This is a genomic window from Planktothrix rubescens CCAP 1459/22 (genome assembly GCA_904830895.1).
Classification (GTDB): Bacteria; Cyanobacteriota; Cyanobacteriia; order Cyanobacteriales; family Microcoleaceae; genus Planktothrix; species Planktothrix agardhii.
In genome coordinates, this window is sequence record LR882958.1 from 2501673 (window position 1) to 2527723 (window position 26051).

Consider the following 26051-nt stretch of genomic DNA (forward strand, 5'->3'; position numbering starts at 1 on the left):
TTGCCCCCCTAACCTCTCCTTCAGAACCGTGCATGAGACTTTCACCTCACACGGCTCCTTGATAACTCCACCTTTGTTATAGGTACGATTCAAAACGGTTGATTGTCATAATTCTCAACTGTTTTAGTTAAAGAACCATCACTAGCCGTCTTTGTGTCATGACAATGTTTGTGTAAAAGTTGAAGGTTATCATAGGTGTCTTTTCCACCTAACGATGTTGGTTTAATATGGTCAACTTCTACAATGTCTGTACTTGTGAAATACAAACCACAGTGAGGACAAATACCTTTTTGTTTCTTAATAAGTGTTGCCACTCTTTTAGGAGTCTCAGGATATTCGCCTCGACGTTTACTCCAGTAAATCCAGTCTCCATTGAACGGACTAGCTTCACCCTTAATCTTTGTATGCCTAATGATTGGCGTACTGCTATGGGTGAATAATTTCAATCCATCTTCTGTACTGAAACACCAATTTCTGTCATCTACTGTTCTCCAGTATTTGTCTTTATTGATGTTCCCTTTTCCCCTTCTTCTTGCCCAGGCTCTCAGCTTGTCGTAGGTTTGATGGTCAACCTTTGAGAAGGTTTCTTTACTAACCACTGTTGAGTAATAATTTGACCAACCCCTAATAATTGGATTCAGCTTGCTAATTAGAGCAGCTTGTGGGGCGGTTTTATGGGAATCTATTACATCAGCTATCTTGACAAGATGAGTTTTGATTTTGGCTTTTGAGGGTTTGATTAATGTATTAAAACCTAGCGGTATTCCATTCGTTTTATTAGCACCTCTGTAGTTTCCTACTTTGTACTGTTGTATGTGGAATCCTAGGAACTCAAACCCAACATTTCCATCAATTTCTTTGAAGGTGTGGGTCAATTTTGTTTTACTTGGTTTTAATTCCAGTCCCATGTCACTTAACCAATCAGCAATTATCTCTTGACACTTTTTGACTACGTTTAGATCCTCATGGATTATCACGAAGTCATCAGCGTAACGGATTAGACTAAGGGCTACTCTATTTGCCGTTTTTGCCCCTTTTAGAGTTTCGGCGTATTGCTTAACTCTTTCTTCCATACCATGTAAGGCAATATTCGCAAGTAAGGGTGAAATGACCCCGCCTTGTGGTGTACCATCATTAGTAGGAAAAAGTTCTTTTCCGTCCATGTACCCTGCTTTGAGCCATGTCTTTAGTTGACGGCTTAATGTAGGGTATGTGTGTATTTTGGAGATTAACGCTTTGTGGTCTATGCGGTCAAAGCATTTTGAGATATCAGCATCCAGTACATATTTGTCTTTTTGCTTAATACTGCTAAATATTGCTTCGATTGCATCGTGGCAGGAACGTCCTGGTCTGAAACCATAACTGTTTGGCTCAAATTTAGCCTCCCATTCTGGTTCTAACGCTAGTTTTACTAACGCTTGCAATGCACGGTCGTTTATTGTGGGTATCCCTAATGGACGGGTTTCGGTTGTACCAGGTTTGGGAATATTAACTCTACGAGTTGGTTTTACCTTATTGGTTAACTTTAATCGTCCTACAAGGCTCATACGTTGTTTTGGGTTCAGAGATTTAACTCCATCCACTCCAGCCGTATTTTTGCCTTGGTTATCTTGTGTTACCCGACGAACCGCAATACATTTGGCACTCCAGGAATTAATCAGGGTTTTTTGAAGTTTACGAACTGCTTTAACATCGCCTCGTTCACTCGCTCGAAATATGCGCTTTTGCAACTTGAAAGTTACCTTTTCTAACTTTCGCCAGTTAAGGTCTTTCCATTCCACCGTCTGATTTTTATTCAGCGTTTTAGACATATACATTGCTACTTGTTCTATTTCTTTGGAATTACCGAGTATCTGTCAGCATATCCTTGTCATTACAACAAGGCATTCGCTTTTGATACCATCCCTTCCCCATACATCATTCGTTAGCTACTTACTGGATTTCGACCTTTCCAGAGATATATAGGGGTTACTTCGTTCCGATTACACATTTGTTTGAAGTTTTTAGCGTGATGCTGTCCACCGGGTTTATTGGGTTTGTGCTTATAAGTCGGCGTATAAACCGCTTATTCCCTTATCCTTGCCTTTTGGCTTGGTGATAACCAGGTCTTTACCATATTTTCCAATGGGTTTTATTCCTGATTTAGCCTTTTCACCATTATCGGTATCGATGGTTCAGACACATCTTTGCTTGCGCTACGCATGAACTTCTTGCTCGATAGTTACCAAATTTGGCTTTCAGTAGTTCTATCTTTTAACCCCGCTTTAGCTTGATGGATGCTACCCATTTCAAACTAGGGGTTATGCTTTCACCTCAGCACTTGAGGGATGGGACTTGTAAATTTTTATTACTTATCTCTGAATTTCGTAACATTTCGTTATTTTTTGAGATTTTGTGATGTTTCTTTACTCACCCATAAATGTAATCAGTTATCACCAGTCTTAACAACTGGGTTAGCCGTCCCATAAGCCTTTCGGCTTAATTTAGGCTAAACGAATCGCACTAAACGTTCCAATTCCTGAGCAGCGATAAGCTCTAAACCCTTGGCAACCGTGGCAAAATACTGGGTCATTCAGGAGAAAATTTTGAATATTACTATTTTATAATCCCACAACAAAGCCAGGGTTAAAACTATATAACCATAAACAAGAGAAAAATACCCGGTAAATTACCGATTTCAACCCAGTTGTATTATTCCTAATATTCTCTGCAAAATCAGAGTTTTCACAAAGAACGTATGTTTCCTTTTGATCAGAAAAGGACACCGGCGACTGGCCGTGTTTCGTCTCGGTGTCCTTAACTGGTTCGCTCCTCACACGCTTGTTACTCTACCCAAACCCGATCCCATTTGTCAACACCTAAAATATTTTTTTTTCTGATTTCAGGGTTTTAGCCCATAAAATAAGGCTTTTTGACTGACGGATGCTGGTTTGGGCCTTGTAAAATCCATTCGGATTGCGTAACGGTATAAAAGTCCACAAAAATTCCTAAGATAAATTGAGACAATGGGAGGTTGATTAAGTAACCAATAATTCAGTGATTGATATTCTCTGGCTGCTAGTCTGTTCGGGCTTAGTCTTTCTGATGCAGCCCGGATTTATGTGTTTAGAGTCGGGCTTAACCCGTTCCAAGAATAGTATTAACGTTGCCGTCAAAAATTTTGCCGACTTCGGCATTTCTGTGGCCTTGTTTTGGGCCTTTGGCTATGCCATTATGTTCAGCAGAGCGGCGATGGGCGGGATTGACCCCCAGGCTTTGTTTTTTGATACGACATCGAATCCGGGGCAAGCCGCATTTTTTCTGTTTGAAGCTATGTTTTGTAGTACCGCCACAACAATCGTTTCAGGGGCATCGGCGGAACGGATGAAGTTTGGAGCTTATTTATTAGTTGCGGCTTTAACTTCGGGAATTATTTACCCCGTTTTTGGCCATTGGGCCTGGAATGGGATTGAAACTAACCATTTATTGGGGTGGTTAGGAAAAATTGGATTTGTGGATTTTGCCGGGTCTACCATTGTTCATAGTATGGGCGGATGGGTTTCTTTGGCAGTTCTATTAGTGATTGGGCCAAGGCTGGGACGGTTTACCCCCGATAAAACCACCCAAGAAATGCGCGGCTCTAACCTTCAGTTATCCGTATTGGGGGCGATGTTGTTGTGGTTAGGGTGGTTAGGATTTAATGGGGGCAGTTATTTACATTTAGATATTCGAGTCGCCACGGTGATTGTCAATACCATCTTGGCCGGGACGTCGGGAATGTTAGTCGGGGCGGTTTTGGGTTGGCTGTTATATCGCCGACCGGAAGTTGAATTGATTATTAATGGTTCCTTGGCGGGTTTAGTGGCAATTACCGCATCTTCCCATGCTATCTCGACGACCGCGGCTCCCTTAATTGGTGGGGTGGGTGCTGTCGTTATGGTGTTAGTATCCTTGACCTTGCAACGATGTCAGATTGATGATGCCGTTGATGCCATTGCGGTTCATGCGGGTGGTGGGGTTTGGGGAACCCTCGCCGTAGGTTTGTTTGGAAATCTGGATTTATTGCATACGGGGTTATCCCGTAGTCAACAATTGCTGGTTCAAGTTTTGGGGATTGGAGTTTCTTTTGTTTGGGGATTTGGCTTAACCTGGCTGGTTTTATACACCATTAATCATTATTTTCCATTACGGGTTTCTCTGGAGGCAGAAACCACGGGATTAAATATTTCTGAACATGGAGCCAAAACCGAAATTTATGATTTGTTTGAAGTCATGGAATATCAAGCCCGTACCCAAGACTTTAAACGCCGGGTTCCCGAAAATCAATTTACCGAAGTCGGTCAAATTGGCTGTCGCTATAACCAAGTGATGCAGGCTTTAGAAGATTCCTTAAACCAAACCGAGGCAATTATTGAAAATGCCACGGATGCCATGATTACCTTTAGTAACCCATCGGGAGAAATTTTAAGGACTAATCCTAGTGCAGAAGCCATATTTGGATATTCGGCTGCGGAATTAATTGGAACTTCCATTTTGCAGTTATTTGAATGGCCGACTTCCCAAATTCAAGAACAGCAAACCCTATTGGAAAAATGGTTATCACAGGGACGGCAAGCGGTTGTGGGGAGACGAGCTAATGGTTCTTGTTTTCCCTTAGAAGCCACAATTAATCAAGCAAAATTCGGCTATCAATCCTTTTATTTGGGAAGTTTTCGGGATTTATCCGCCCATAAACGAGCCGAAGAAGCCCTACAGCAAGCCGAAGAACGGTTAAAAACTTCCCTGGAATTAAAACGAAAAAATGACCAATTCAAACACGCCATTAAAGAACTCAAACAAACTCAAATTCAACTAATTCAAAGTGAAAAAATGTCGAGTTTGGGTCAGTTAGTCGCTGGAGTTGCCCATGAAATTAATAATCCAGTTAATTTTGTTTATGGTAATTTAATCCATGCCACTAATTATACCCGCGATGTGCTGAATTTATTAGATATTTATCAAAAAGAATATTCTAATCCTAGCGTTAAAATTCAGCAGGAAATTGAATCTATTGATTTGGAATTTCTCAAGGAGGATTTTCCCAAAATTGTAGAATCAATGCAGGTAGGGGCTGACCGAATTCGGGATATTGTGCGGTCTTTAAGAACTTTTTCTCGCCATGATGAAGCCGAATTAAAACAGGTAAGTCTGCATGATGGATTAGAAAGTACCTTGATGATTCTGAAAACTAAACTCAAACCCCAGGGGAAATTAACCGGAATTGAAATTATTAAGGACTATGGCAATATTCCCTTAATTGAATGTTATCCTGGGCCACTGAATCAGGTATTTATGAATCTGATTAGTAATGCCATTGATGCCCTCCATGATTCGATGATGCAGGATAAGTTTTCTCTAATATCCTGTGATAAATCCAAAATCCAACCGCAAATTTTGATTAGAACTCTATCGGTGAATCACCAAAAAATTATTATCGAAATTGTTGATAATGGTTTGGGGATTCCTAAAGAGATTCGGTCTAAGCTATTTGACCCATTTTTTACCACTAAACCCGTCGGAAAAGGCACGGGTTTAGGATTATCCATTAGCTATCAAATTGTTGTCGAACACCATAAAGGTCGAATCTGGTGCGAGTCGGAAGTGGGAGAATACACTAAATTTTTGATCGAAATTCCGGTCAAACAAATCCTTGAGTCTAAGGTTCACAAAACCAGTGAACAGCTTTTGAGCATTGATTGTTAACCCTTGTTGACCAAAAACCCCAGCCCCCCTGGCGCGGGGGGAAACCGACTCCGTAATCGAAATAGAATCAAAAAACTGTATTGCTTAATACAGAAATTAAGTTAATAATCTATCAAAAATTGTTAGCAATTTAGCTAAAAATTCAGCCACAGAAACCGTGATTTATCTGTAGCCAATTTCAGTGGATATCTGCAATTGATTTCTTCTACTAATGTCGATTCATAAACCCAACATGATGTTTATCTCCAAAAAAACGACCGATTTAGGAAATCGACGACACAAAAATGTGAGTCGTTTCACCGCTAAAACCAATAGGGTGATTTCAAAATTACAGCATTCTCGATGGCTGTCTCCGACTTGGTTGGCCTGTATCCCCCTAACCGCGATTATCGTCGGAGTCTGGAGTTTCGCGGCCGTTGCTCAAACAGATGCCCCCCCCCTGACGGCTGAAATGGTTCAGGGCTATTTAAACGTTGCCTGGGTTTTAGTCGCCTCAATTTTGGTGATTTTTATGAATGCGGGTTTCTGTATGTTAGAAACGGGCTTCTGTCGCCAAAAAAATGCCGTTAATGTTTTGGCCAAAAACTTAATTGTCTTTGCCTTAGCTACCCTAATTTTTTGGGCTTTTGGATTTTCCTTTATGTTTGGGGGAGAAAACCCTTGGATTGGCGGAGGCGGTTATTTTCTGACGGGACAGCCAGAAACCTACGGTTTATCGCCCTTTCCGGCGGGATTACCTGTTTCTCTCTATTTCCTGTTTCAAGTTGCCTTCGCTGGAACCGCAGCCACGATTGTATCGGGAGCCGTTGCCGAACGCATTGAATTTATTGCCTTTTTACTCTTTAGTTTACTGTTAGTGGGGATTGCCTACCCAATTACAGGTCACTGGATTTGGGATGCTTCAGGCTGGTTAGCTCAAGCGGGATTCAAGGATTTTGCTGGTTCAACTGCCGTTCACTCCGTTGGTGGTTGGGCTGCATTAATGGGGGCTGCTTTCCTGGGGCCCCGTTTGGGTCGATATGGGGCTGATGGACAATCTCGTGCCATTCCGGGTCATAACATGAGTATCGCCACCCTGGGATGTTTAATCCTGTGGGTATGCTGGTTTGGCTTTAACCCCGGTTCCACCCTAGTCGCTAATGAACAAATTTCTTACATCGCTGTTACCACCAACTTAGCGGCCGCCGCCGGAGCCGTCACTGCCAGTGCCACCTCCTGGTTGAAGGATGGTAAACCCGATTTATCCATGATTATTAACGGGGTTTTAGCGGGTTTAGTGTCAATTACCGCTAGTTGTGATTCGGTCAGCTACCTCCAGGCTGTAATTATTGGGGCGATTGCTGGGGTGCTTGTTGTCTATTCCGTGGGTTTCTTTGACCGCATCAAAATTGATGACCCCGTGGGCGCTACTTCTGTTCACTTGGTTTGTGGGATTTTTGGAACCCTAGCGGCGGGCATTTTTGGTGGCGCTAATTTGGGTATCCAAATCCTGGGTATTCTTGCCGTGGGCGGATTTACCGTCGCTCTGAGTACGATTTTCTGGTTAGCCCTAAAAGCCACGGTCGGCTTACGGGTGCATCCTGAACAGGAATTTGAAGGACTAGACATTGCTGAACACGGGATGGAAGCCTACGCCGGATTCCTCAAGGATGAAGTCGGCCCAGGATTAGGCAGTTCTGGCTCTAGCTTTCCCTCCGAAGGAAGTACCTTCAAAAGTCGTTAATAATATTTCAGGTATAGCAGGGAACACCGGAACAGCCCCCCAAACCCCCCGTGCACGGGGGGCTAGGGGGGGAGGGAACAGGGGGGAAAATACTTCACCGTCTGGGTTCTAAGATCCGTCTGGTGTCCTAACTGCCTTGGCGGTTGCTATATTAGCCGACTATTAGGGAGCATCCGGTGCTCCCACGACTCCTTCCCTGGCTTCCCTTAGCTGGGGATTTTTTGTGGATTTGAAGAAATCTTGGTTAAATATTAATGGACAGATTAGGTTGAGTGAGTTTTGTTTAAGCAGCATTGGAATCGGTCTGTTTATCGCTCGAAAATAATTCCGTATTGGGCTTGGATATCCTTAATCGGCAATGGATTACTCTTGTTTATCATCCTGGGATTGATAATGCACCGACAATCTGTTTCCCATACTCCCTCCTCCCTGACGGATGTTGTTCTGACCCATCCTTTGCCCTCAGAATCGGCGTCAATTAATGCTACAGGCCCCCGTCATCGCTGGACTTATGAACAATGGGTGGAACAGTTGCGGCGCGAAGCCAATGCGGTGGCGGCTATCCCCCCGGAACGTTTAACTATTTTAGCGGGGGATTCCTTAAGTTTGTGGTTTCCGGCGGAACTTTTACCCCAAGACAGAACTTGGTTAAATCAAGGAATTTCTGGGGAAACTTCCGCAGGATTATTAAAGCGGGTTAAATTATTTGATATTACTCAACCGGAAACTATTTTTGTCATGATTGGCATTAATGATTTAATTCGGGGCATAGATGATAGTACATTATTAAATAATTATCGAGAAATTATTAGGGATTTACGTTGGGTACATCCCGATACTCAAATTGTTGTCCAATCAATTCTTCCCCATAGTGATAAAAATTCTAATTGGGAAGGACGGGAACGCCTATTAAAAATTTCTAATCAACGCATTCGTCACTTAAATCAAGAGTTAAAATTCATCGCCCAGGAAGAAGGAGCTTATTTTTTAAATTTACATTCCCTATTTACCGATGCAGATGGTAATTTAAGACCGGAATTAAGCACCGATGGTTTACATCTAAATCAACAAGGTTATTTAGTTTGGAGTTCCGCCTTAAAAATTTATAGTCAAATTGCCCTAGAACCATCTTCTAACCCTTAAAATTATGAATCATCTCAAAATTATTATTATCGGTGCAGGAATTGGTGGTTTAACCGCAGGTTTAACCCTAAAACGGGCAGGATATACCGTAGAAATTTATGAAAAAACCAGCGAAATTCGTCCCGCCGGGGCAGGAATTTCTATTTGGTCAAATGGGGTTAAAGTTCTGAATAGTTTAGGTTTGGGGGATGAAATTGCCAAAATCGGTGGTCAGATGGATAGGATGGAATATCGCAGTCATACCGATAAATTATTAAATCAAATTAATCTCAATCCTGTGACCGAAACCGTAGGACAGCGACCCTATCCCGTGTCTCGAACGGAATTACAATCCCTGCTTTTAAACGCCTTTAATAATAATCTTGAAACCGTTAAACTGAATGCTCAATGTATTGGCGTTGAACAGAATACCCAGGGCGTGACCGCCTATTTTGCCAATGGATATCAAACCAGTGCAGACCTATTAATTGCCGCCGATGGCATTCATTCTCAATTACGGGATTATGTGGTCGGTCATCCGGTAGAATTGCGTTATGCCGATTATGTTAATTGGAATGGTTTAATTAAAATTAATCCCGATTTAGGAGATAAAAATACTTGGGTTATTTATGTTGGCGAAGGCAAACGCGCTTCGATGATGCCCATAGGAAATAACCGATTTTATTACTTTTTTGGTTGTCCGATGGCAAGGGGAACAATTGTTGAACCAGATTATCGTCAACGGGAGTTAAAATCAATTTTTGCCCGATGGCCGTCTCCAGTTCAATCTTTAATAGAAAATCTCAATCCCCAGGAATTAAACCGTTTAGAAATTCATGATTTAGACCCCTTAGAAACAATCGTTAAAGGTCGAGTTGCACTGTTAGGAGATGCCGCCCATGCTTCCACCCCAACCCTCGGACAAGGCGGCTGTCAAGCCATGGAAGATGCAGAAATATTATCTCGATTTCTATTAACTACTAATTTAGGAGTAGAATATGCTTTAAAACGATATGAATCTGAACGCAAAGAACGGACTTCAACCCTAGTTCTCAAAGCCCGAAAACGAGCCGATATGATTTATGGAAAAGACCCCCATTTAACCCAACAATGGTATCAACAACTCCAACAAGAAACCGAACAGGATGTTACCAATGCTTTATCTAAAACCATCCTAGGCGGCCCCTTTCACTAAAAGAAAAGAAACCGGGTTTCTAAAAAAATCTTGATTTGAGTTAATAGACCATAATTAGAAACCCGGTTTCTGAGGTATTATTAATTTTAACCCTTAACTTTTTCCTATGGTTGGTAAACTCACAACTCATGTATTAGACACAGCCCAAGGTCGTCCAGTTGCCCATTTAAAGATTGAATTATGGCAAATTAATTCAGAAATAGGAGAACGAACCCTTCTCAAAACTTCTATTACAAATAAGGATGGTAGAACCGATATCCCCCTATTAACAGAAACCGAATTAAATCAGGGAATTTATGAATTAGTCTTTGCCGTTGGGGACTATTTTAAAACCCAATATGAATCCCTAGATTATCCCTTATTTTTAGATAATATTCCGATTCGATTTGGCATTGCTAACCCCACCGTTGCCTATCACGTTCCCCTATTAGTTTCTCCCTGGTCTTATAGTACCTATCGAGGCAGTTAAACATCATGCAAACCTATTCCTTATCCCAAGTTAATCAAATGACTAAAGCGGAATTTATCGCAGTATTAGGAACTATTTTTGAAGCATCTCCTTGGGTGGCAGAACAGGCGGAATTAAAACGACCCTTTGAGACTATAGAAATATTATATAAAACTATGGTTGCCATCGTTAAAAATAGTAATTCACAACAACAATTAGCCTTAATTCGCACCCATCCCGACTTAGGAAGTAAAGCAAAAATGGCAGAATCTTCAGTCAAAGAACAAGCCGGAGTTGGGTTAGACCGTCTAACATCTGCCGAATATCAATACTTTCATCAACTCAACCAAACCTATAAAGATAAATTCGGGTTTCCCTTTATTATTGCCGTTAAAAATCATACCAAAACCAGTATTTTAGCGGCGTTTGAACAACGGTTAAATCATTCTATTGAAGCCGAAAAAATAACCGCCCTAGAAGAAATTTATAAAATCGCCCAATTTCGTCTTTATGAAAAAACAGTTCGCTAACAGCCAGAATCCTACCCCGTATCTATCGGTAGTATGGGCAATCTCCCTGTGGTTGCACCTAAAGATTGTGTGGTTAGTCCTAGCTATAATATTTAGTAGTAACACCAGGCAGAAAACTATACTGACCATATTAGTTGCCGACAACGTGCTTCCGGGGCTGAGTTTAGACGATTAACTGCTCGGATGGCTTCTCATCCAATTTGAGCAAAACTGTCCTAAATTGATTCTCCAGCATAAGAAAAACCCTGTAATGTAAGAAATCAAGAATACTAAAAACACGGAGTTAATTAGATGAACAAAATTACCTTAGAAATTCCTGACCAATTAATGAATCTAATCCGAGACAAATCAGAATCTATAGAATCTATTTTACTCAAAGCATTAGAGGATTATTTGACCAAAGAATCTTTAGATATTACTAAAACAAAAACTTGGGAACTTTGCGGTAGTTTAGAAATACCCAATCCCGAACCAGAATTTATTGTTAGTGAGAAAAAGTCAGAATTATCCACTAACTACGCTGAAAAGATTGATCAAATTTTATATTAAAGTAGGATTATGAATCAAGAAATAATTGTTGATACATCAGCTTTAATTGCTTTTTTTGTTAAATCCGAAACTAACCATCAAATAGCCAAACAGTATGTATTAAACAATTATCATTATCGCTGGGTGATTTTAGAGACAGTCTTTGATGAAACTGTAACTTGGATTAGAACAAAAATTTCTAGTTCTGCTTCCATTAAAATTGGTCAAATCTTAAGAACTGAACATCGCTATGTTAATATTTCCAATGAAGATGATCAGGCTATTTGGGAAGCCTTTTGTAAATATGATGACAAAAAATGGAGTTATACAGATTGTTCTATTTTAGTAATGGCAAATCGTCTCAATATTTTTGAAGTTTTTGCTTTTGATGAACATATACGCCAAATGAAAGGATTAGGGATTATTTGCCTTCCTAACCTCAAATAAATGGTTTTAATATCACACAATCAACAGAATCATCAATACTGATATGAAACAACCAAGGGACGTAAACTTAAAAACAAAGGTAATGCTATAATCACAGTTTAAATACACAACAGCTTCCCAACCTAAAATTCTCCTCAATGATTACCCAGTTAAAACTATTTCGCTCATCGTTTTTAGACTTTATTGATGATCCTTTTTATGAATCAGAAGAAACCAGCGTTCGTTATCTTGCCGATGGATTATTAGTTGTAGAATCTGGAATTATTATAGACTTCGATGATTATAACATTTTAAAAGACAAATATCAAGGGTTTACTATTACCCATTATCCAGATTTATTAATATTACCAGGATTTATTGATACCCATATTCATTTTCCCCAAACTGAAATGATAGCATCCTATGGAGAACAACTCTTAGAATGGTTAAATCAATATACTTTCCCCACAGAACGTAAATTTAGCAGTAAAGAATATGCTCAAAAAATAGCCTCTTTTTTCTTAGATGAACTCTTGAAAAATGGAACCACAACCGCCCTGGTTTTTGCCACGGTTTTTCCCCAGTCCGTTGATGCTTTTTTTGAAGAAGCCGAGCGCCGAAATTTACGCATGATTTCGGGTAAAGTGATGATGGATAGTCATGCGCCAGATTATTTAAAAGACACTCCCGAAACCTCCTATCAAGACAGCAAAAGATTAATCCAAACTTGGCATAAAAAAGGACGTTTACTCTATGCAATTACTCCCAGATTTGCCATAACTTCTAGTCGTGAACAGTTAAAAATAGCTGGAAAATTATTAACAGAATTTCCCGATGTTTATTTACAAACCCATCTTTCAGAAAATCTCAAAGAAGTTGAATTTGTTGCCGGACTTTTTCCTGAAGCTCCAAACTATTTAGGGGTTTATGACCAAGCTGGTTTAGTCGGAGAACGTTCAATTTTTGCCCATAGTATTCATTTAACCCCGGATGAATTTAAACGGTTATCTGAAGCTAAATCTGCGATCGCATTTTGCCCCACTTCCAATTTATTCCTCGGTAGTGGACTGTTTAAACTCCATCAAGCTAAATCTAAAACCCATCCCATTAATGTCGGTTTGGGTAGCGATATTGGAGCGGGAACCAGTTTTTCCCTCCTCCAAACTGCTAATGAGGCCTACAAAGTCGCTCAACTACAAAATCAAACTCTTTCACCTTTTCAAGCCCTATTTTTAGCCACATTAGGAGGAGCAAAAGCTCTAAAATTAGAGGATAAAATTGGTAATTTTGACATCGGAAAAGAAGCGGATTTTATTGTTTTAGACTATAACTCGACCCCGTTAATGAGATTGATAAATCAACAAATTTCCGAACCTCAAACCCGATTAAAAATTGCGGAAACTATCTTTAGTTTAGTTATATTAGGGGATGACCGAGCTATTCAAGCCACCTATATTATGGGAGAGAGGGCATATTCAAAAGAATAGGATAAAATAAAATTAATAGACTTGCCAATTTTAATATAGCAGTCGCCAGACCTATTAGGACAAAGAGTGATGCAGCAAAGCTAGACGGTGAAGTCTTTTCCTCCGGTGTTCCCTCCCCCCCTAGCCCCCCGTGCACGGGGGATTTGGGGGGGGCTGTTCCCTGTTCCCTGTTCCCTGCTATATGAATCCTATCGCTATTGTTACGACTCCCGATGATACCCTGAATGTGCGTTCTACTCCTAACGGTGAAATTGTTGATATTTTAGGCGATGGAACCCAGGTTGAAATTAGTGGAGATTCTGTTAATATTGAGGGTGAAATCTGGACACCTATTGGGATAAATCGTTGGGTAGCTGCGAAATACTTAACGCTTATTGATGCCGAAATTTTAGCCATTCCAGGTGCTAAAATTATATCCACACAAACCGAGGAACAAATCGGAGGTGGTTTACAAGTTTATCAAACAAAATTACTGGATAATACAGGTACAATTATTAATACCGTGCGCTGTGTTTCTGGTCGCATTGGTCAACAAATTCCCTCGGATATATCGGGTTCTCAAACTCCTTTACCCTTTGGGATTTATACCTTTGATGCTCCGGGTATCGTTGAAGATGCACCCGGAGAATTTGGCGGAGTTTGGTCAGCAATTACACCAACTTTTCCCACAGAAAGAGCGGGGTTAGGTGTACATTATGACCCCTCGGCTTTGTTATCTGTTTCTGAAACGGGAACATCGGGATGTTTAGCCACACCAACTATAGAAGAACGAGAGATAATGACAACATTTATTCTCGAATATCAACCCACCCATTTAATTGTTAAGAAACCAGAAAATCAAGATTGAACTTGTTTTAAACGAGCTAGATTTTTCTCAAATATCTGAATGTCTAAGTTATCCTCCTGTTGTTCAATAACAGAACGTTTAACTTGACCCAAATAGAGTGGTTGAGAAACATTTGCATCGGGGTGAACAATAGTTCTAGCGCGAATTAATAGTGGTGCTTGAAATTGTCCTCCCCGTCCAGAGGAATATAAATCTGATGCCGCTTGACGTAAGGTGGCATCTAATTGAGTTTTGGTAATTTCCGGGGCAACCGCAATTACAATCTGTCTACTGCCATCATCAAATACCCGACTATAACGCGCTGCCCCAGGAACTTGAACATGATGAAATAAACCTAAACTCAAACCAAAAACTCCACCGGTTAGAACCCCTGTAAAGGAGGTAATTCCTACTAACCTAAACCTAATTCCCCATTTAAAAATAAATGAGAAGATAGTAATTACAGCAAGAACTAAAGTAGCAATTCCTATCCATTTAGAAAAGTTTAGCAATTCTGCTGTTGATAATGAGAAGTCCATGACAGTGATTAAAGAAACAACATCTAAACTTATAGCTTAATCTTAAAAGAGTCACTTTGGATATTATATTATTTATAGTTAACCCTAAAATCATGGCAGGGGTTTGGTCTCCAAACCATCAAGAGGGTTGAACTTGAAGACTAAACCCCATACTTGGGATTATACTTTCGGAGGAAGTGGGGGTTTTTGTTGGGGTGGAACACTCAAATTTTGAACAAATGGGAGTAAATCTGAGGGAAGCACAACAATGGTTGTTGTATTATTTTCTACCCCAATTTCCGAGAGCATTTGTAACCGTCTTAACTCCAGGGCGGCGGGATTTGCCATAATTAATTGAGAGGCTTCTGCTAATTTAATCGAGGCTTCTTGTTCGGCTTCCGCCTTAATTAAACGCGAACGTTTTTCTCGAAGTGCTTCTGCTACTTTTGCCATAGCTCGTTGCATAGAAGTAGGAATTTCCACATCTTTCATTTCCACTCTTTCAATCACAACTCCCCAAGATTCAGTCATTTCATCCACGAGTTCTTGAATTTTCTGATTAATCTTATCTCGATTTTGTAAAACATCATCAAGACTACTTTGACCAATGACATTCCGCAGGGTTGTTAAGGCAGCTTGATAAACTGCTTTTTCATAACTTTCCACCTTAACAATTGCCTTGGAAGGATCAATTAAACGGTAATAAAGAACTGCATTTACTCGAATGGTTACACTATCAGATGTGATGGTTTCTTGCGGTTCTATATCAACGGTTTTGGTTCTAATATCCACTTGAATTTTTTGATCAAATACTGGAATAATCCAATATAAACCCGGCCCCTTAACCGATTGAATTCGCCCCAATCTAAAAACAACTCCCCGTTGATATTCTCGATCTAACTTAAAGCCGGAAATGGTTAAATAAGCTAATAGAATAAAGAAAGAGCCAAAGAAATAATTCATGGTTTTTTGATCTCCAATCTCAACTCCATTATAAACAGTACCAGAAGTTAAGCCTAATTTCTTAATATTATTTTATGATTAGGAGAATTAATTTTTATGATATAATTTTACACCAGTTTGGTAATTTTTGGGAGAATCCCAAATTAAAATTTTTATGAATCCTTTGTCCTCAGAATCATCACCTGCTGTTTCTAACTCCGTTGATGCGCTATTAATCTTGCGAGGAATTGCCTGTTTAGTCGTTGTATTATTTCATTGTAGTATTTCACGGGAATTAATTATTTATCCCCCCTATGATTTTTCTTGGTTACTATTAGGAGATGGAATTGTTGCCGTCTGGATATTTTTTGCCCTTTCAGGATATTTAATGGGCAAAGCCTTTTATACCTATCGATATTTACCCACGGTATCGGGATATAAAGCGTTTTTTATGAATCGAGTTTTAAGGATTTGTCCTCTTTATTACTTTTCCGTATTAATTACGGCAATTTTTGTTTATCCTGAAATTTTAAAAGCGGAAAAATGGTTTGAATTATTCAGGATTCTAACTTTTACCTATACCTTTCCTTTGCCTTTATCCCCTAATCATCCAGATTTTAATTTTAATCCAGTGATTTGGTCATTATCAACGGAAGTTCAATTTTATTTAATTGTACCCTTTTTATATACAGCGTTTCGACCCATTCTGGTTAATCGAACTAAAATTTTAATTACCGCCCTAGCCATTATTGGGTTTACATCAATTTGTCGAGGTTTTGCGTTACTTTTCTTTCCCCATCATACCTCCCTTGTCCTCAACTTAGATGTGTTCTTATCTGGTTTTTTACTCAATGCTTGGTTTCAGTGTAAACCTATAAAAAATATTCAGACTTCAATTTTTATGCCTTTCAGAAAACGGTTTAAAAATTTAATCTCTTTAAAAGTAATTGCTATTTTAGCTATGATAGGTTTATATCTAATTTCAGCCTATCATGGCTACCATCAAGAATTATGGAATGTTGCAACTCGTCCAGCCACATTAATGCAAAGAAGCCTATTTATTACTCCATTTAGTTATTATTTTATGCCTGTAATCACTGGAATTTGTACAACATTCTTTATCTATGCTTTTGAGCGGAATGGTCAGTATAATAATAGAGTAAAAAACAAAAAATTATCTTTTGAAACCTGTCTGGAAAATCCAGTTAGAGTGTTGGAAATTATGGGAGTATTATCCTATGGAATTTATTTATGGCATTATCATATTATCCAAAAAATAGCTCCCATTGTTCAAGTTACTGACCCCTTAACCACATTTTTTCATAAACTCTCCGTCGTTGTGATTTTATCCGTTATTTTATCTGCTGTTACTTATTCTTTGGTGGAAGTTCCCTATGCGAAATTAAAAAAATATAATTCTTCACAATCATCAAAATACTAACATCCATAATCAACAAACTAAAATCCAACTAAACCCATTACCTATTACCCATTACCTATTACCCATCTTTAAGGCAAACCATACCAACTTTGTAATGCTAATCTATGCACTTCTAACCAACTAACTTTATGCTGTTTAGCGAGTTTTGCACAGTCTTCATATTCCGGTTGAACATTAGTGATTTTTTTACCTGAAAAACCAACTTTAACTCTAACTGCACCATATTGAGTTTCAACAGTTTGAATATCCCGTTTCAAAATACTGCGATTTTGTAGGGTATGACGAATTCCTAATGTTGTGGTTTCTCGAAATAATATGGCTTCACAAACTTGACGGTGTTCGGGATGACAAATAACCGTTAATAATACCCCCAAACGGGATTTTTTCATGGTAATTGGTTGGCTAAAAACATCAATAGCCCCCGCTTGAAATAATAATTCAAAAGTATAAGCAATCACTTGAGGACTTAAATCATCAATTTGAGTTTGTAGTACAGAAATAGTTTCTGTAATCGTTTGAATTTCTGTATTAACCGTTGAGAAAATATCGCTATCTAGGGATGGATGTTGTTCCCCAACCCATAGCCTTAAAATATTAGGAATAGGTAAATCCTGAGAACCTGCACCTAAGCCTATGGTTTGAATAGATAAAGCCGGAGGTTCTCCAAAACTTTGAGCTAAAGTCACCGCAATTGCCGCCCCCGTTGGTGTCACTAATTCCCGTTCAATTCCATTACTATAAACTGGAACTTTCCCGATTTCAAATAACTTTAAAACCGCCGGAGCCGGAACAGGTAATTGACCATGGGCTGCCCAAACTGTTCCCCCGCCCGTGGGTAATGTCGAACAATAAAATTGTTCAATATTTAACCAATCTAAACCCAAACAAGTCCCAACAATATCAACAATAGCATCCGTCGCCCCAACTTCATGAAAATGAACTTCTTCAACGGTCATACCATGAACATCCGCTTCCGCTTCTGCTAACTTCCGAAAAATAGCTAAACTCCTAATTTCCACCTGTTGAGGCAATTTAGCTTGTAGAATAATGGCTTCAATTTGTGATAAATGCCGGGTGGTACTAGAATGGTGATGATGTTCATGATCATCAGAGTTGTGTTGAGTTAAATTAACAGAAACTTTTGTTGCTAACTGTCCCTGACGACGAACAGGTTCAGATTTTAACTCATATTCTGCCCCAATTCCCAGTAACTCTAACTTTTCTTTTAAATAATCCAAAGGAACACCAGCGTGGACTAATGCTCCCAAACACATATCGCCGGAAATTCCTGTCGGACATTGAAAATAAGCAATCTTAGCCATAATTTGTCGTTAGTCTGCTAGTCTTGAAATCGATATAAAATTTGTTCTCTAAAATACAACATATTACCATGGCAATTCTATATGAAATCCATCCCCAAAACCCCCAAGAACGCATCCTAGAAAAAATCAAAGACGACCTCAAGGATGGGGCGGTGATGCTGTATCCTACCGATACGGTCTATGCCATTGGTTGTGATTTAACCGTCAAGTCAGCCATTGAACGAGTCCGACGCATCAAACAACTCTCCAATGATAAACCCTTGACGTTCCTGTGTTCTTCCCTATCTAATATTACCGATTATGCGATCATTAGTGACCCCGCTTATCGTTTAATTAAAAGATTAGTTCCAGGGACATACACTTTCTTATTACCCGCGACTAAATTAGTTCCTAAATTAGTCATGTCTCCTAAACGTAAAACCACAGGTATTCGTGTCCCGAATCATCAAGGTTGTTTGTCCATTCTTAAAACTTTAGGCAATCCCATTATTTCCACTTCTGCTCATATTACCACAGAAGAAGAAGGTCAAGCCCCGATTGCTTTACCCATAGAACATCAAGTTGATAAAGCCAGATTGTACGATAGTTTAGGTAAGTTAGTTGATATTATTGTAGATGATACCTCAGACCCAGGATATCATGTTTCAACTATTATTGATTTAACCACTGATGAACCAGTAATTGTGAGAAAAGGTCAAGGCTGGGAAGAAGTAGAAGAATGGTTTTAAGAATAATTGTAGCAGTTGTAGGGGCGGGTTAATCGAGATTTAGGTGATTAAAAAATATCTAACAAAAACCGCTCTTACACAACCTCTTTGTGCCTTTGTGTCTTTGTGTTTTAATTAAAATTATTAGATAAAAATCCTCTTTTTAAGGAGGATTTAGATGATTTTATTTTTCTATAAATTATAACGTTTTTCTAACCAAATTCTAACTTTCTGTTCCGTATCAAACCGGGCTTGATGACCCGTCACCGGATCATAAATCTGCCAAATCATATTTCCATCAGCGTCTTTTTTTTGCCAGATTTTAGGTTCAGTTGGTGAAGTTAAGGCATTCACAAATATTGCTGTAATACTTTTGAGGCTATGAAGAATATTTTTGCCAACATTCAACCCTTTAGCCTGATAACTGGGCAATACAGGAAAAGATATTTGCAGCGTCGCCAATGATGAACTTCTGGTCATTTTCATCCGAATCACCTCACTAAAAATGGATGGTGAGTTATCCCAAAATTAAACAAATACTCAATCCTTGCTTAATTCCCACTTGGGAAAACTAATCTTGTTATATTCCTATTGTTGCGGTTTCTCTCTCACCCGTACAGATGCAGTTATACTAAATTGTAACCATAACAGTTTTATTGATCTAAACTGTTATGCTAGTTCTTACCCTTAACTGTTACCCCTCTACCCCCATGAAAGTTAGACCCCTGGAAATGGAAAATGGTACAAACCTCTATGAGCAGGTAGCCCATCGCATAGAAGGCTTAATTAGCGAAGGCACTTTACAAACAGGCGATCGCATTCCCTCCGTGCGAAAAATGCACCAACAGATGAACGTAAGTATTTCTACAGTCTTAGAAGCCTATCGTCTATTAGAAGACCGGGGATTAATTGCCGTGCGTCCCCAGTCCGGTTATTTTGTCCGTCCAGGCCTGTTATCCCATCGAGATGAACCCAACCCCTCAGCCCCTCCCCACAGAGCCCTACAGGTTGATACGTCCCTCGCTGTTCGGATTAATCGCGCCCTACGGGAACCGAATATTATTAAACTGGGGGCGGCAGTAGCCGATCCCTCCCTGCTTCCCCTAGCTACCCTAAACCGTCTGATCGGACAAACCTTGAGAAATGACCCGGAGCGCTGTCATTCCTATGATGTCCTACCTGGTTGCGAACCCCTGCGGCATGAAGTCGCCCGTCGGTTAATGGAAGCCGGATGTTCGATCACACCGGATCAGATTTTGATTACCAATGGCACCACCGAAGCCATGTATTTATCCTTGAGAGCGATCACCAAACCTGGGGATACCGTTGCCATTGAATCCCCCTCCTATTATGGATTATTAGAAGTCATAGCCTCACTGAATTTACGCGCCTTAGAATTGCCGACCCATCCCCTGGACGGACTCTGTTTAGACACCTTAGAAACAGCCTTAAAAAAAGGCTCAATTGCTGCTTGTGCCTTAGTGTCTAATTTTAGTAATCCTTTAGGCACTTGTATGAGTGATTTACATAAAAAACAATTAGTAACTGTCCTAGAAAAATATAATATTCCCTTAGTAGAAGATGATGTTTATGGGGATTTATGTTTTCAAGGAAATCGCCCCAAAGCTATTAAAGCATTTGATCAAAAAGGATTGGTTTTATATTGTTCTTCTTGTAGTAAAACCCTATCCCCAGGATTACGGGTCGGTTGGTTGGTAGCAGGACAATATCAAACTCAAGTCGAACAATTAAAACTATTTACCAATATGGCTACGGCGACGGTAAATCAGTTAGCGATCGCTGCTTTTTTATCCAATGGTGGCTATGAAAGACATTTACGCCAATTAAGGCGAGCTTATTATGAACAAGTGATGAGAATGACCCAGGCAATTTGTGATTATTTTCCTCCAGAAACTAAGGTTTCTCGTCCTTCTGGGGGTCATGTATTGTGGGTGGAATTGCCCGCTCATTTTGACGCTTTAGAATTACATGAACAAGCCTATCAACATCAAATTAGTATTGCTCCGGGTTCGATGTTTTCAGCATCGGGAGCCTATCAAAACTGTTTTCGCTTAAACTGTGGTTTACCTTGGTCAGATCAACTCGATCAAGCCATGCAAACCTTGGGAAAATTAATTAAAATATAAATAATTAGGGAATAGGGAATGGGCAATGGGCAATGGAAAAAAAGGACTGGAGAATAGGGATTTATTTTTCAAGTGTTCTAATAAGAGAAATAATCATTCTAGTTTCAGATTGTAGATCATTTATTAAAGATTCTATATCTTTTTTCTCACATAATCCTACAGATTCAACCAGAAAAAGATGGGTTTGTAATTCGTTAATAGAGCCTTGTGCAATAAAGAACTAATCGGGGATGAAGCATGGGGAATTTGTAGAGAACGGATTTGAAGTTGAATTTTCCCCACAATTTTTTGAGCACCTTCGACATCGACTCATCCACAATAAAGGAACATTTTCAGTGATTTTTGCCTGTTTTAATTTTTGACTTGCAGTGATAGAGCTTGGATAAACCTGTGATAGTTTGAAACCCTTGACGTGAGGAACAGGTCAGATCAAATATGAAAATTATTTGGTTCAATATAGAGAATTAATTGAACAGTTCACTTTAAGTAAAAAACAAAGGACACTTTCTTAATTGAATAGCTGATTGAGAGCCTATTAATCTATAAATGCTCGGTTAATCTACTAGAGTACGGCGTCTATTTTTCATCTTACCAAAAATCATGATAGACTAAATTAGAATAAAGTCAACAACCATAAATAAAAGCCAGATATCGTTATAAATGCTATCCAGCACTCCGTCAAAAATTGGCATTAGCCAAGTCATTTGGGTGTGTACAGGTAGTGTGGAATGATGGTCTGGCTTTCTGCATTTCTGAGTATAAATGAGGGAATAGGAAATAGTAAGCAGTGATGTCTTAACTGTAATGCGTAGTGCCATACAAAATCTAAGATCCCAAATGAGTTCTATAGGAGCCATTTTATGACAGTATCTACCGATCAAGAAACACTTTCGCATCTATCTTTAGAAGCATTACAAAAGCAACTAAATACTTCTAATCAGGGATTGAGCAAAAAAGAAGCTCTGCAACGACAATCAACAGGTGGCTACAACGAGTTACCCGAAACAACCGTCAACCCAATCATGCAATTCCTATCGCACTTTTGGGGGCCGATCGCTTGGATGATAGAGGCAGCAGTGATTCTTTCGGCAATAGTTGGAGACTGGGTTAATTTTGGCATCATTTTGGTACTCCTAATTGGCAACGGAGTAGTGGGTTTTTGGGAAGAATTTCAAGCCGGAAATGCGATCGCGGCTCTCAAGGCAAAATTAGCACTCCAAGCACGGGTGAAACGAGAAAACACCTGGACGCAGATACCCGCCCGTGAAATAGTTCCTGGCGACCTGATCCGGTTACGTCTGGGCGATATTGTCCCCGCAGATGTACGGTTTTTGTCAGGCGATCCGGCACAGGTTGACCAATCGGCGTTAACGGGGGAATCACTACCCGTAGAATGCAAAGTTGGAAGTGTGTTGTATTCCAGTTCCATCCTCAAGCAAGGAGAATTGGATGGCATTGTCTATGCCACGGGAATTAATACTTACATGGGCAAAACCGCCCACCTGGTAGAATCGGCTCAGACAGTCAGCCACTTTCAACGAGCAGTATTAAAAATTGGCGATTACCTGATCATGATTGCCCTGGTGCTGGTGGTCTTAGTGCTGGTAGTAACACTATTTCGGGGCGATCCTTGGTTAACTACCCTGCGGTTTTTACTGGTGCTAACGGTTGCCTCCATTCCCGTAGCCATGCCAACGGTTTTGTCAGTGACGATGGCTGTAGGAGCGCAAAAACTAGCGAAAAAGGAAGCGATTGTCAGTCGGTTAGCAGCTATTGAAGAGATGGCGGGGATTGACATTCTCTGTTCCGACAAAACAGGTACTTTAACTCTCAACCAGTTAACTTTGGGAGAGCCTTTTTGTGTAGGCAATACGGCTCCAGAATCCCTGATCCTCAACGCTGCCCTGGCTTCCCGTGATGAGAATAAAGACCCGATCGATTTGGCAATTCTCGCTGGTTTGAAGCCAGATCAATCTTTAGATACTTACCAAATTGTCCACTTCCAACCGTTTGACCCCGTGGGAAAACGTACTGAAGCCACCGTTGAAAGTGGTGGCGATAACTTTAAAGTAACTAAAGGTGCACCCCAAGTAATTCTGGCGCTCTCAAAAAATGTCGATCAGGTGCAACCGCAAGTGGATCAAGCGATCGCAGGTTTTGCCAAACGCGGATTTAGATCCCTGGGGGTTGCCCGGACTGACGATGGTGATAACTGGCAGTTTTTGGGCGTATTACCCCTATTCGATCCACCCCGCAGCGACTCCCAACTGATGATTCAGGCAGTCAAAAAGCTGGGAATTGACTTGAAAATGTTAACCGGAGATCAACAGGCGATCGCCCGTGAAACGGCCCATCAACTAGGACTAAAGGGAGATATCCTCGATGCCAGCCTGCTAAGTTCCGCCGCACCTCACGAAACTGGACAAATTGGCGATGCCATTGAAGCCGCCGCCGGATTTGCTCAAGTCTTCCCAGAACACAAATACCACATCGTCGATGTCTTGCAGCAACGGGGGCATCTCGTAGGTATGGCTGGTGATGGGGTTAATGATGCTCCTGCCCTGAAAAAAGCTGATGCTGGGATTGCGGTTTCAGGAGCCACCGATGCTGCTCGTGCGGCTGCCGATATTGTTTTGCTCACCCCTGGACTTTCTGTAATCGTAGAGGCGATTCAAGAAAGTCGCCGCATCTTTCAGAGGATGAACAATTACGCTATTTACCGGATTACCGAAACCATCCGGGTTTTGTTGTTCATGACCCTTTCCATTGTGGTCTATAACTTCTATCCCGTCACCGCCATCATGATTGTGCTGCTGGCATTATTAAATGATGGTGCAATTATCTCCATTGCCTACGATAACACCCGTCCCGCCAAGCGTCCTGAAACCTGGAATATGCCCATCGTCTTGGGTCTGGCAACTATTTTGGGAATAACTGGATTAGCCAGTTCTTTTGGGATGTTGTATTTGGGAGAACGGTATTTTCACCTCGATCGCAGCATTCTGCAAACGCTAATTTACCTGAAGCTCTCCATTGCTGGACATTTAACTATTTTCGTAACCCGCACTAAGGGGCCCTTTTGGTCAATTAAACCAGCCCGAATTTTACTTGCAGCCGTCGTGGGAACTCAAATAATCGCCACCCTGATTGCAGTGTATGGCATCTTTATGACCCCTCTCGGATGGGGTTTGGCAGGTTTTGTCTGGATTTATGCGTTGATCTGGTTTTTGATTGCAGACTGGGTAAAACAACTTGCCTACGGTGTGTTTAATCATGATCAGCCTGTCTATGTAACACGGGGTTTAAGACTGTTGAATCAATGGTTTTTTCATAAGCCTGTTAACTAAGTAATCAAAACAAAAATTTCTAGCAATCACCATTAAAGGAGAACAAACTATGAACCGGGAAATCAAAATTATTGTTAACAGCCTGTTGGTTTTCATGTTTACTTTACTACTTGTCACCTGTGGATTGCGCCCACATTCAGTAGTGCCCAGTCCAACCGCCCAAGCAGTAAACACTTCGAGCCCACAGTCAGTAGAGCGCAGTCAAACCGCCCAAGCAACAAGAACATTTAACTCCAACGGCGAACGGATTTATGTGACTTCTACAAGCGATCGCGGCACAAACATTACTTATACTAACGAACAATCATCGGGTAGCATGGGCGGTGGTTCCCAGGGTGGAATGATGGGCGGTGGATCATCCGGTGGGATGATGGGTAATAGCAACATGACCTGTGCTTCCTGTCATGGTTTGAATGGTCGTGGTGGTACAAGCACCATGATGGGAATACAAACAATGAATGCACCCGACATTCGCTGGTCAGCTTTAAAAAATGAATTTGATGCCGAAAAATTCCGATTAGCAATTACGAAAGGTCAAGACCCCGACGGTAAGAAGCAGTTGAATAATTATATGCCGCGCTGGAACATCGGGAATGAAGACTTAGCTGATTTAATAACTTATCTCAAGACACTACCTTAACAGGGGAGAGTTAAAAGTATGACTGATTCATCATTGAACCTATTTCCGATTAAAAATATTGACGATTTGACTCGTCCTTTTATTGTGCCACCAGAACGAAAAATTTCCCTTGCCAAAGACTATGATCCAGGCTACAAAGCCGATCATCTCAAAAAGTCGAAAGCTAAAGGTCAATTAAAGGAAGGAATTGAGGCGTTAGCTGAATATCAGGATGTTCTTTATGCCCAAAATACCCACGCTGTGCTAATCATCTTTCAGGCGATGGATGCGGCGGGAAAAGATAGCACCATCAAGCACGTTATGTCAGGTATTAATCCTCAAGGATGTCAGGTGCATAGCTTTAAAGCACCATCTACGGAGGAGTTAAATCATGACTATTTATGGCGATGTTCTAAGGCTTTACCCGAAAGAGGACGAATTGGAATTTTTAATCGATCTTATTACGAAGAAATTTTAGTAACAAGAGTACATCCAGAAATCCTAGAGCAGCGACCGCTCCCTATGAGCATAATTGATAATAATATTTGGAAGCGCCGCTTTGAAGAAATCAACAATTTTGAGAAGCATCTAGTTAATAATGGGACGATCATCCTCAAGTTTTTTCTCAATGTATCGAAAGAGGAGCAAAAAGAACGTTTTTTAGAACGGATTAATCGCCCTGAAAAGAATTGGAAATTTTCTGAAAATGATGCGAAAGAGCGTAGATTTTGGGATGACTATATGAGTGTCTATGAGGATATGTTCAATCACACCAGTACAAAATATGCCCCTTGGTATATTATTCCTGCCGATCATAAATGGTTTACTCGTCTAGTTGTGGCGGGTATCATTTACACGCAGTTAAAGGAACTGAATCTCAAGTATCCTAGTCTCAGTAAAGAGCAACATAAGGAGCTTTTAAAAGCGAAAGAGATTCTGGAGAGCCAGAAATAAGCATGAGAATTGGTTGATTTAGCGATCGCCATATTCCTGTTTTTTCTC

At 40.3% G+C, this 26051-nt stretch carries 23 protein-coding genes; 17 read left to right on the top strand and 6 right to left on the bottom strand.

Features of this window, described 5'->3' with window-relative positions; all coding sequences use genetic code 11:
• Positions 1 to 89: 89 nt before the first annotated feature.
• The gene (ltrA, locus tag NMG86_RS11765) at positions 90 to 1817 is read right to left on the bottom strand and encodes a group II intron reverse transcriptase/maturase (RefSeq protein WP_026796660.1); all 1728 of its coding nucleotides are present in this window, start codon (positions 1815 to 1817) and stop codon (positions 90 to 92) included.
• A gap of 1219 nt (positions 1818 to 3036) precedes the next feature.
• On the opposite strand from ltrA, the gene amt reads away from it, so the two are divergent.
• The 10 genes from amt (at position 3037) to NMG86_RS11815 (ending at position 14027) form a co-directional block, all read left to right on the top strand.
• Positions 3037 to 5721 (top strand): ammonium transporter, encoded by a 2685-nt coding sequence (amt, locus tag NMG86_RS11770; protein ID WP_026786802.1) that lies wholly within the window; start codon positions 3037 to 3039, stop codon positions 5719 to 5721.
• 235 nt (positions 5722 to 5956) lie between these two features.
• The gene (locus NMG86_RS11775; protein WP_087882195.1) at positions 5957 to 7444 is read left to right on the top strand and encodes an ammonium transporter; all 1488 of its coding nucleotides are present in this window, start codon (positions 5957 to 5959) and stop codon (positions 7442 to 7444) included.
• A gap of 393 nt (positions 7445 to 7837) precedes the next feature.
• Positions 7838 to 8587, top strand: coding sequence for an SGNH/GDSL hydrolase family protein (locus NMG86_RS11780; protein WP_081694475.1), 750 nt, complete (start codon positions 7838 to 7840; stop codon positions 8585 to 8587).
• Positions 8588 to 8591: 4 nt separating this feature from the next.
• Positions 8592 to 9761, top strand: a complete 1170-nt coding sequence (gene hpxO, locus NMG86_RS11785) for an FAD-dependent urate hydroxylase HpxO (RefSeq protein WP_026797697.1) — start codon at positions 8592 to 8594, stop codon at positions 9759 to 9761.
• A 106-nt stretch (positions 9762 to 9867) separates the two neighbouring features.
• Positions 9868 to 10230, top strand: coding sequence for a hydroxyisourate hydrolase (gene uraH / locus NMG86_RS11790; protein WP_026797698.1), 363 nt, complete (start codon positions 9868 to 9870; stop codon positions 10228 to 10230).
• A 5-nt stretch (positions 10231 to 10235) separates the two neighbouring features.
• Positions 10236 to 10739, top strand: coding sequence for a 2-oxo-4-hydroxy-4-carboxy-5-ureidoimidazoline decarboxylase (uraD, locus tag NMG86_RS11795; protein WP_026797699.1), 504 nt, complete (start codon positions 10236 to 10238; stop codon positions 10737 to 10739).
• A gap of 291 nt (positions 10740 to 11030) precedes the next feature.
• Entirely contained in the window at positions 11031 to 11288 is a 258-nt protein-coding gene (locus tag NMG86_RS11800) for a hypothetical protein (protein WP_026797700.1), read from the top strand.
• Positions 11289 to 11297: 9 nt separating this feature from the next.
• Positions 11298 to 11714 (top strand): type II toxin-antitoxin system VapC family toxin, encoded by a 417-nt coding sequence (locus NMG86_RS11805; RefSeq protein ID WP_026797701.1) that lies wholly within the window; start codon positions 11298 to 11300, stop codon positions 11712 to 11714.
• A 137-nt stretch (positions 11715 to 11851) separates the two neighbouring features.
• On the top strand, positions 11852 to 13180 hold the full coding sequence (guaD, locus tag NMG86_RS11810; RefSeq protein ID WP_026797702.1) for a guanine deaminase: 1329 nt from the start codon (positions 11852 to 11854) through the stop codon (positions 13178 to 13180).
• 181 nt (positions 13181 to 13361) lie between these two features.
• Positions 13362 to 14027: an SH3 domain-containing protein gene (locus tag NMG86_RS11815; RefSeq protein WP_026797703.1), complete on the top strand. Its 666-nt coding sequence runs from the start codon at positions 13362 to 13364 to the stop codon at positions 14025 to 14027.
• Here NMG86_RS11815 and NMG86_RS11820 read toward each other — a convergent pair.
• Both NMG86_RS11820 and NMG86_RS11825 read right to left on the bottom strand, forming a co-directional pair.
• Positions 14018 to 14545: a Ycf51 family protein gene (locus NMG86_RS11820; protein ID WP_026797704.1), complete on the bottom strand. Its 528-nt coding sequence runs from the start codon at positions 14543 to 14545 to the stop codon at positions 14018 to 14020. The genes NMG86_RS11815 and NMG86_RS11820 overlap by 10 nt on opposite strands.
• 159 nt (positions 14546 to 14704) lie before the next feature.
• On the bottom strand, positions 14705 to 15487 hold the full coding sequence (locus NMG86_RS11825; protein ID WP_026797705.1) for a slipin family protein: 783 nt from the start codon (positions 15485 to 15487) through the stop codon (positions 14705 to 14707).
• A gap of 154 nt (positions 15488 to 15641) precedes the next feature.
• On the opposite strand from NMG86_RS11825, the gene NMG86_RS11830 reads away from it, so the two are divergent.
• Complete coding sequence (locus NMG86_RS11830; RefSeq protein ID WP_043939234.1) at positions 15642 to 16907, top strand: acyltransferase family protein; 1266 nt, start codon at positions 15642 to 15644, stop codon at positions 16905 to 16907.
• Positions 16908 to 16975: 68 nt separating this feature from the next.
• On the opposite strand, the gene larC is transcribed toward NMG86_RS11830, so the two are convergent.
• A complete protein-coding gene (gene larC, locus NMG86_RS11835) occupies positions 16976 to 18229 on the bottom strand; it encodes a nickel pincer cofactor biosynthesis protein LarC (protein ID WP_026797707.1) in 1254 nt (417 codons plus the stop codon).
• A 68-nt stretch (positions 18230 to 18297) separates the two neighbouring features.
• Between larC and NMG86_RS11840 the strand changes: the two genes are divergently transcribed.
• Positions 18298 to 18957, top strand: coding sequence for an L-threonylcarbamoyladenylate synthase (locus NMG86_RS11840; protein WP_026797708.1), 660 nt, complete (start codon positions 18298 to 18300; stop codon positions 18955 to 18957).
• Positions 18958 to 19128: 171 nt separating this feature from the next.
• Here NMG86_RS11840 and NMG86_RS11845 read toward each other — a convergent pair whose 3' ends face one another.
• Positions 19129 to 19422, bottom strand: a complete 294-nt coding sequence (locus NMG86_RS11845) for a hypothetical protein (RefSeq protein WP_036831873.1) — start codon at positions 19420 to 19422, stop codon at positions 19129 to 19131.
• A gap of 185 nt (positions 19423 to 19607) precedes the next feature.
• Here NMG86_RS11845 and NMG86_RS11850 point away from each other — a divergent pair, with 185 nt between their 5' ends.
• Positions 19608 to 21083: an aminotransferase-like domain-containing protein gene (locus NMG86_RS11850; RefSeq protein ID WP_499103705.1), complete on the top strand. Its 1476-nt coding sequence runs from the start codon at positions 19608 to 19610 to the stop codon at positions 21081 to 21083.
• Between the two features lie 61 nt (positions 21084 to 21144).
• Here the strand turns inward: NMG86_RS11850 and NMG86_RS11855 are convergent, their stop codons facing one another.
• The gene (locus tag NMG86_RS11855; protein ID WP_081692338.1) at positions 21145 to 21297 is read right to left on the bottom strand and encodes a four helix bundle protein; all 153 of its coding nucleotides are present in this window, start codon (positions 21295 to 21297) and stop codon (positions 21145 to 21147) included.
• 423 nt (positions 21298 to 21720) lie between these two features.
• On the opposite strand from NMG86_RS11855, the gene NMG86_RS11860 reads away from it, so the two are divergent.
• From NMG86_RS11860 to NMG86_RS11875, 4 genes are all read left to right on the top strand, one after another.
• Entirely contained in the window at positions 21721 to 21849 is a 129-nt protein-coding gene (locus NMG86_RS11860) for a helix-turn-helix domain-containing protein (protein WP_081693671.1), read from the top strand.
• A 94-nt stretch (positions 21850 to 21943) separates the two neighbouring features.
• Entirely contained in the window at positions 21944 to 24430 is a 2487-nt protein-coding gene (locus NMG86_RS11865; protein ID WP_026797710.1) for a plasma-membrane proton-efflux P-type ATPase, read from the top strand.
• Positions 24431 to 24572: 142 nt separating this feature from the next.
• Positions 24573 to 25070 carry a c-type cytochrome gene (locus tag NMG86_RS11870; RefSeq protein WP_158442151.1) on the top strand — a complete coding sequence of 166 codons (498 nt, stop codon included), beginning with the start codon at positions 24573 to 24575 and terminating at the stop codon, positions 25068 to 25070.
• Between the two features lie 18 nt (positions 25071 to 25088).
• A complete protein-coding gene (locus NMG86_RS11875) occupies positions 25089 to 26003 on the top strand; it encodes a polyphosphate kinase 2 family protein (RefSeq protein WP_081693670.1) in 915 nt (304 codons plus the stop codon).
• The last annotated feature ends 48 nt before the right edge of the window (positions 26004 to 26051 follow it).

Bases quoted from the DNA above. Each gene is read 5' to 3' on its own strand.
- uraD (WP_026797699.1), top strand. From the start codon at position 10,236: ATGCAAACCTATTCCTTATCCCAAGTTAATCAAATGACTAAAGCGGAA.
- NMG86_RS11840 (WP_026797708.1), top strand. From the start codon at position 18,298: ATGGCAATTCTATATGAAATCCATCCCCAAAACCCCCAAGAACGCATC.
- NMG86_RS11875 (WP_081693670.1), top strand. From the start codon at position 25,089: ATGACTGATTCATCATTGAACCTATTTCCGATTAAAAATATTGACGAT.
- ltrA (WP_026796660.1), bottom strand. From the start codon at position 1,817: ATGTATATGTCTAAAACGCTGAATAAAAATCAGACGGTGGAATGGAAA.
- NMG86_RS11815 (WP_026797703.1), top strand. From the start codon at position 13,362: ATGAATCCTATCGCTATTGTTACGACTCCCGATGATACCCTGAATGTG.
- NMG86_RS11825 (WP_026797705.1), bottom strand. From the start codon at position 15,487: ATGAATTATTTCTTTGGCTCTTTCTTTATTCTATTAGCTTATTTAACC.
- guaD (WP_026797702.1), top strand. From the start codon at position 11,852: ATGATTACCCAGTTAAAACTATTTCGCTCATCGTTTTTAGACTTTATT.
- NMG86_RS11830 (WP_043939234.1), top strand. From the start codon at position 15,642: ATGAATCCTTTGTCCTCAGAATCATCACCTGCTGTTTCTAACTCCGTT.
- NMG86_RS11850 (WP_499103705.1), top strand. From the start codon at position 19,608: ATGCTAGTTCTTACCCTTAACTGTTACCCCTCTACCCCCATGAAAGTT.
- hpxO (WP_026797697.1), top strand. From the start codon at position 8,592: ATGAATCATCTCAAAATTATTATTATCGGTGCAGGAATTGGTGGTTTA.
- NMG86_RS11780 (WP_081694475.1), top strand. From the start codon at position 7,838: ATGCACCGACAATCTGTTTCCCATACTCCCTCCTCCCTGACGGATGTT.
- NMG86_RS11820 (WP_026797704.1), bottom strand. From the start codon at position 14,545: ATGGACTTCTCATTATCAACAGCAGAATTGCTAAACTTTTCTAAATGG.
- NMG86_RS11775 (WP_087882195.1), top strand. From the start codon at position 5,957: ATGTTTATCTCCAAAAAAACGACCGATTTAGGAAATCGACGACACAAA.
- NMG86_RS11865 (WP_026797710.1), top strand. From the start codon at position 21,944: ATGACAGTATCTACCGATCAAGAAACACTTTCGCATCTATCTTTAGAA.
- NMG86_RS11805 (WP_026797701.1), top strand. From the start codon at position 11,298: ATGAATCAAGAAATAATTGTTGATACATCAGCTTTAATTGCTTTTTTT.
- NMG86_RS11845 (WP_036831873.1), bottom strand. From the start codon at position 19,422: ATGAAAATGACCAGAAGTTCATCATTGGCGACGCTGCAAATATCTTTT.
- uraH (WP_026797698.1), top strand. From the start codon at position 9,868: ATGGTTGGTAAACTCACAACTCATGTATTAGACACAGCCCAAGGTCGT.
- larC (WP_026797707.1), bottom strand. From the start codon at position 18,229: ATGGCTAAGATTGCTTATTTTCAATGTCCGACAGGAATTTCCGGCGAT.
- NMG86_RS11800 (WP_026797700.1), top strand. From the start codon at position 11,031: ATGAACAAAATTACCTTAGAAATTCCTGACCAATTAATGAATCTAATC.